General features: G+C 43.2%; 4 protein-coding genes, 1 tRNA gene and 2 pseudogenes. 3 read left to right on the top strand and 4 right to left on the bottom strand.

Annotated features, from left to right (window positions below; genetic code table 11):
- Positions 1–44: 44 nt before the first annotated feature.
- The 4 genes and pseudogenes from AB4496_RS17745 to yejK all read right to left on the bottom strand — a co-directional run bounded on the left by AB4496_RS17745 (position 45) and on the right by yejK (position 3,945).
- On the bottom strand, positions 45–1,223 hold the full coding sequence (locus tag AB4496_RS17745; protein ID WP_102257907.1) for a chemotaxis protein: 1,179 nt from the start codon (positions 1,221–1,223) through the stop codon (positions 45–47).
- Positions 1,224–1,299: 76 nt separating this feature from the next.
- Positions 1,300–1,671: pseudogene (locus tag AB4496_RS17740) on the bottom strand (Hpt domain-containing protein); the annotation flags it as partial.
- Positions 1,672–2,057: 386 nt separating this feature from the next.
- A pseudogene (locus AB4496_RS17735) lies at positions 2,058–2,844 on the bottom strand (Hpt domain-containing protein); the annotation flags it as partial.
- A gap of 96 nt (positions 2,845–2,940) precedes the next feature.
- The gene (gene yejK, locus AB4496_RS17730; RefSeq protein ID WP_009848690.1) at positions 2,941–3,945 is read right to left on the bottom strand and encodes a nucleoid-associated protein YejK; all 1,005 of its coding nucleotides are present in this window, start codon (positions 3,943–3,945) and stop codon (positions 2,941–2,943) included.
- An 84-nt stretch (positions 3,946–4,029) separates the two neighbouring features.
- On the opposite strand from yejK, the gene AB4496_RS17725 reads away from it, so the two are divergent.
- The 3 genes from AB4496_RS17725 to AB4496_RS17715 all read left to right on the top strand — a co-directional run bounded on the left by AB4496_RS17725 (position 4,030) and on the right by AB4496_RS17715 (position 6,307).
- Positions 4,030–4,257, top strand: a complete 228-nt coding sequence (locus tag AB4496_RS17725) for a YejL family protein (RefSeq protein ID WP_004734063.1) — start codon at positions 4,030–4,032, stop codon at positions 4,255–4,257.
- A 27-nt stretch (positions 4,258–4,284) separates the two neighbouring features.
- Positions 4,285–6,081 carry a DUF3413 domain-containing protein gene (locus tag AB4496_RS17720; protein WP_009848691.1) on the top strand — a complete coding sequence of 599 codons (1,797 nt, stop codon included), beginning with the start codon at positions 4,285–4,287 and terminating at the stop codon, positions 6,079–6,081.
- A gap of 138 nt (positions 6,082–6,219) precedes the next feature.
- Positions 6,220–6,307 (top strand) — tRNA-Ser (locus AB4496_RS17715).
- Positions 6,308–6,309 lie beyond the last annotated feature (2 nt).

Raw genomic sequence — 6,309 nt, 5'->3', positions numbered from 1 at the left:
GAGCGCTCTAGAGCGCTCTTTTTTGATCTACTTAATTACTGAATTTATTTGTTGGCGGTTCGTTTACCCAACCAATAACCGATGCCTAACGGTGCAAAGAACACCACCAAGATAAACAGGATGAAGTAAATAATCACACCTTTGATTAAGTCCATCAGTTTATCAATAGCGAGTACCACCACCTCTTGAGAGACGCGATCAAGATCTTGTGTAAACAGTTCCCTTTCAGAAGTCACAATGCCTGCAATTTCAATACGCTCTTTCGCAATCATCGCGACCAGAGCTTCTCTCTCTCGTGTCACCATTTTTTCTAAGGCTACACGTTCTTCAGTGAGCATCGCCAATTTTTGATCTGTCTTATCACTTAGGTCGTTGAGCAGAGGCTGCATTTCTGTCGACATAATAGAAGCCAGTGTTTGCATGTACTCAGGGTTATTCTCAATGAAGTCCTGCATGCTTGCTGATGTTTGACGAAGGCTTTCCAGCGTCATCGATAGGTCTTCACCCGTTAGCGAGCTATTCATCGCCACCAACTCAGCTTTCCACGTCATCAATTTCGGTGTTTGGTCAGCCATTAGGCTTAAGCGGTCTGATGCATCGCCCATCGCCTCCGGCATGGTACCTAGGCTTTGAACGATTTGAGATTCGTCTTTACCAAGGTAACTTAGCCATTCACGGTAAGCGGGTGTGCTTCTGAAGGTAAGATCTTTAAAAGGATTGCTCGCGGCGAACTCTGCGACGAATGCTTTGCTCTTTTTGAAATCACTTGAGCTCAATACACCCTTTGCTAGCTTCTCAGCTTCTTGGTCAAGAGAACGAGCAGTCTCTACCGCATTATCCGTCACGAACAGATCCGCACCATCGCCTTGGCTATAAAACTGATTCATTTGGGCTGTGAAAACCCATGAGTCAATTAATGCTGACATTGGGGAGGTTTGGTACGCTGCTTGTTGTAAGCCCTGCTCAGCATGGATCTTCCAAAGCAACACATAAGATTGATGTAAGGTGTCATCAGCAGGGTAAGATTGCGCAATGAGATCGGCCGAGTCTTCTACTCGTGTAAAAAACATCTTGGCGTATTCACGCGTCATGATCCGAGCCTGTAACTCTTGCTGAGTAAGAGGCGTCGTTTGACTATCTAGCTTAACTTCCAAAAGAGAACAACCACTTAGCACAATGCTAAGCCCTAACACGATCCAATTTCGACTCGAAACTCGTGACATATAAACCTCTGACAAAGACTAAGGGCGCGGATTGTATGAGCGCTTCGTCAGAGTATTGTCAAAAAACCTGTAAAAGTTAACGTTGGGTATTTAAATAGTCATGAGCAGAATCTACAGAGGCTTTTATCGCTAGCTCTAGTTCGGCTAAATCGTGCTCGCTGATGGCTCTGGACTGCTTCATTGTCATTTCAATAGTCGCTGCAATGATCGCTAACCGAGACGCTTTGATGCTGCCAGCCACACCTTTTAAGCTGTGCACAATGCGAGCAGCAGAGGTTTCATCCTTGGTGAGCAGAGATTTGAATCTGGTATAGTCATCTGCGTGATCTTCGACAAAGACCCCTAGCAACAATTCAACAGACTCGGTATCGCCATCAAGAGTCTCTAGCATCTCTTCAATATCAATCGCTGGCTTTGAATCCGTCACACTGGCAATGTGCTTCTCTGGCTCTTGCACTTGTTCTGGTGTTCGCTGAGTTGGGGGTTGCTGAATAGAGTTTTGCTGAACCGGAACTTGTGGAATAGGTTCTTGCAAAATCGGTTCTTGTGAAATAGCTTGCGGGCTTGTCGTACAAACACTCTGCTGTGGTTGGATATCAGAATGTTGACTCGCTGGCGTAATATCTAATACTGATGGGGGATTACTTGGTGGCGTCACCGCGGAAGAAGCAATATCGCTGTGAGAAACAATATTATTGCGAGCAGCAGTATCGTTACGAGAAGACGTATTGTTACGAGAAGACGTATCTTTGTTGGAAGTAGAGAGAGCATCGTCCTGACTTGAATCGATGACTGGTTCCGGTCTGAGTTCTTGGTCTACTTCTTTCATCGATTTTTGGGACCTAACACTCCACAACACTAACGCAATCATTGCCACTAAGCTTAACCCTAGCATGATCAATAATAGGTTGTATTGACGTTCATGGAACTCAGCTTCAAGTTTAATGATCTGTTCGTTTACTGAATTCTTCTTAATTTTATCGACTAAATAATTGAGCTGAGCGTAATCACTCAGCAATGCTGAAGCATCAGCCAGTAATTGTTGGAGTGCATCTTGCTCTTCGGATTTTAATGAATAAGATTTTTCAAGTATAGAATCAAAGGCGCGATAAGTTGCTGATGAACTTTGGTTATCGGAATACATCGCTTCAAAAACGACGACACCAAATTCGTTGAGTAGCGGCTTTAACTTAGGGGAAAGTTGTGTATCTGTGCGTAACACTTTGATGTTATCGACGATATCTTGCACCTGACTTTCTATCGGAATGAATTCATCAAATTTTTCTAAAAATTGATCGGCAACGTAAAGCAGTTGGTTCACATCAGGACGAAACAAGGCGTGTTGGAAATCAGATTCTATCTGCAGTCGGATCGAATAAACCAATTGAGCATCGAGTGCTAAATCATTAATGCGAGAGACTCGCAGCGGCTCAGAGAAATAAAGCGATTGCCTCAATTCATTAACGCGAATACCGAGTTCTTCAATTTGAGCGAGCGAGTGAGAGTAAGAACGGCTTAGATTAAGGAGAGCCAGTGAAGGAAGTAGCCACAGAGCCAAGAGTGCAACCAAAAAAGTTGCGGGTCTTTTAAAGCGATTGGGCTTTGCTACTGATTGTTCCATCGATATTCCTTGTTCATGCGAACTCTAAACCATTATGTTGCTAAACATAAACAAGCGACAACAACCTGCTGTCGCATGCTACCTAATAACTTCGTACTATGACTTATTGCGAGTCAGTTGATCACGTAAGTTCGGTGGCGTCCCTTTAATGGTTAGCGTGTCTGTCTCTGGATCGTAGAAGATACGCTCACCTAAAAGCAGACTATCAAAACTAACATTCAAACCGCCACCAGCACCAACAAATTTTGTTAGTTTACGCATAGTTGCGCGGTCTGCTGGGAAGCTGTCTTCTAACTCATAACCTTGCTCACTAGTATAGTCAAAGAAGCTTGTACCATCTGTGCTTGCTGGCAATTCTCCAGAAAGTTCACGAACTTGAACTTCATCACCCGCTTTAAGCTGTTCGTTACAGTAATCCGCAACTTGTTTTTTATAGCTGATCGCTTCCTCTTTCTCTAACTTAGAGTCAGAAACAAAGTCTTCTACCGCTTGCATCAATACTTGGTTTTGCTGCTTAGCATCCAAGCCTACTTCTGCTTGAAGGAAGTCTAAGAAGAAGTCAGCGACTTTACGACCAACGCGCCCTTTAATATAAGTAAGGTAACGGTTTGACTCTTTGTCTGTGTCGTATGTTGAAAGATCAAGGCGCGCAACAATATCCATCTTCGAGATATCCAGGTAATCCGTCGCACTAATATCTAGCCCTTCGGTCACTTTCAAACTTTGGTTAGAAGGCAGTAGTCCGATGAAAAGGTAGTCTGTCGCCAGTGATTGATATTCAGCCAGTACCAAAGTGCCTTCATCAGCAAAAGGATACTTTGAAAGCTCATCTTTTAGACGTAGCGCACTTTTTTGAGAGAAATCATAAAAACTTTGTTCTCCAGCTCGAAATTCATGCAACGACTGCTGGAATTCGCTGTCGGATTTGAAAGAACCAAATCCTTTACCTGCTTTTGAATTAAAAACTCGGTGAAGTTCAGCGACTAGGTTTTCAGATGCAGTATCGTTTTCTAGAGATTCAGCACGATAGTTAACAATCAGCTCTTCCTGATCGTTCTTGCTTAGCTGGTGTAAAATTACGTTGGAAAGGTGAAGGCTCATAGCGAAAATATTACCGTTCAGGTTTCAGTTGTTGTGCATAGTAGGTTATCATAAGCCGCTTTTACTATCATTATTAGAGTCCTTATGCCGATTATATCTAAATACACAGATGATCAAGTTGAAAAAATCCTAGCTGAAGTAGGTGCTGTACTGACTAAGCACAAAGCTTCACCTGAGCTTTCATTGATGATCGCTGGAAATATCGCAACCAATGTCTTAAATCAGAACGTTGCTGCTTCACAACGCAAAGGAATTGCTGAAAAATTTGCCGAAGCTTTAATTTCTTCTCTTGAAGATAAAAAGTCTCACTAAGTTTGATTGACGGAAAAAGAATTATAAATGGTAGACAGCGCAAACTCATATAGCGATCGTGTATCTCGACTGGTAGGTTGGGGCCACTGGTTTGCATTTTTCAACATCATTGCTGCGATGTTGATTGGTACTCGTTATATTACTCAATCTGCTTGGCCGGAAACCCTATTGGGTCAATTCTATTTGGCTGCATCATGGGTTGGTCATTTTGGATTTTTGGTGTTCGCGCTCTATCTATTAGTGCTGTTCCCACTCACTTTTATTCTTCCGTCGAGGAAGTTATTACGTTTGGTTGCCGTTATCTTCGCAACCATAGGTTTAACTGTCCTACTGATTGATACCCAAACGTATCAAAATATAAACCTCCACCTGACACCTGTCGTGTGGGAGGTTTTATTCAGTGGAGAGGAGTCTGCACTCACTTCTGATTTGCAGCACCTCTTCATTGTAATGCCACTAATCTTCTTATTGCAGCTAGGTCTGTCTGAGTGGGTTTGGCGTAAGCAACGTAAACTGTCTCATAAACACATTGGCCGTCCTATTACTGCCGTCTTCTTCTTGTGTTTCATCAGCAGCCACTTGACCTACATGTGGGCTGATGCGTATTTCTACAACCCAATTACAAGCCAGAAAGCGAATTTCCCACTGTCTTATCCTATGACAGCAAAAAGCTTTATGGAAAAGCATGGTCTATTAGACCGTGAAGAGTATTTGCAGCGTTTAGAAGCGAACCAAGAGAACGTAAACTTAGTTAGCTACCCGCTAGAAAAAATTCAATACAACCGCCGCAGTGCTGATCTTAATATTCTACTTGTGAGTGTGAATAATCTTCGCGCTGATGCACTCAATAGCACTGCGATGCCAAGCAGCTATGCCTATGCACAACAATCGATCAACTTCACCAATCACTACAGTTCAAGTAACGACATGTTTGGTATTTTCGGATTGTTCTATGGCCTTCCTAGCAGCTACGCAAGCAGCATCAAAGCACAAGGTTCGAGCGCAGTACTGCTCGATGTGCTAGATCATCACAATTATACACTTGCCGCTTTTAGCGGTGATGACTTTGACGACGCCCTTTACCCGGAAGTCATCTTCCGAGGCCGTGATGCGCTCCCAGAGCAAGCAACAGATGATGACCAAAGCGCAATACAAGCTTGGTCTGAATGGGTTCAATCACCACAAGCAAAAAGCCCTTGGTTTAACTTTATTGAGCTAACAACGCTCGATAACTTCTCTAGTTACGAAACAGATGTGACGTTGACTACCGCTGAACGTTTTACTGCAGATTACCAAAAATCGACTCAAGCGGCTGATGTTCAGTTAACGAAAATCTACGCAGAGTTGGAGCGCCTAGATCTTCAAGACAACACAGTGGTTATCATTACCTCTAACCACGGTACTGAATTTAACGAGACGAAAACCAACAGTTGGGGCGCAAACTCCAATTACAGTCGTTACCAACTACAAGTGCCTCTGTTCATCAAATGGCCAGGTAAGTCAGCATCTGAATATACTCACCGTTCTAGTCACCTAGATGTGTCAGTCACGCTAATGCAAGAGCTATTAGGTGTATCTTCGAACCCTACAGATTTTAGTAGTGGACGTAGCCTGTTTGATGAGCGTAGAAGAAAATGGATTCTTGCAGGAGACTCACGTGAACTTGCTCTTGTTACTGACCAACAAACAACGGTGTTAGATAAGTTTGGTAACTACAAATTGTACGATCAGAATTACAAACGTCTGAAAGATGTAAGCCCTCGCTTGCCAGTGTTGATGCAAGGCCTTACTGAGTTACAGCGGTTCTATACCAAAAATGACTAAATGATCATCAAAAAGAAAAGGGAAGCCAATGGCTTCCCTTTTTTATTGCCGTGAATGATTAGAAAACAAGCAACAAAACAAAATTATGAAAATTAAGGGTTTACAAGACCCTCTGCCCCTTATATTATTCACGCCACTGGAGGGATGGCTGAGTGGTCGAAAGCACCGGTCTTGAAAACCGGCAACCGTTAATAGCGGTTCTAGGGTTCAAATCCCTATCCCTCCACC

Origin of the sequence: Vibrio sp. 10N.222.46.A1 (genome assembly GCF_041473595.1) — a bacterium.
Lineage (GTDB): Bacteria > Pseudomonadota > Gammaproteobacteria > Enterobacterales > Vibrionaceae > Vibrio > Vibrio tasmaniensis_A.
This window is presented reverse-complemented; position numbering and strand designations above follow the sequence as displayed.

Coding starts and splice junctions, on each gene's coding strand:
- AB4496_RS17745 (WP_102257907.1), bottom strand. CDS start 1,223: ATGTCACGAGTTTCGAGTCGAAATTGGATCGTGTTAGGGCTTAGCATT.
- yejK (WP_009848690.1), bottom strand. CDS start 3,945: ATGAGCCTTCACCTTTCCAACGTAATTTTACACCAGCTAAGCAAGAAC.
- AB4496_RS17725 (WP_004734063.1), top strand. CDS start 4,030: ATGCCGATTATATCTAAATACACAGATGATCAAGTTGAAAAAATCCTA.
- AB4496_RS17720 (WP_009848691.1), top strand. CDS start 4,285: ATGGTAGACAGCGCAAACTCATATAGCGATCGTGTATCTCGACTGGTA.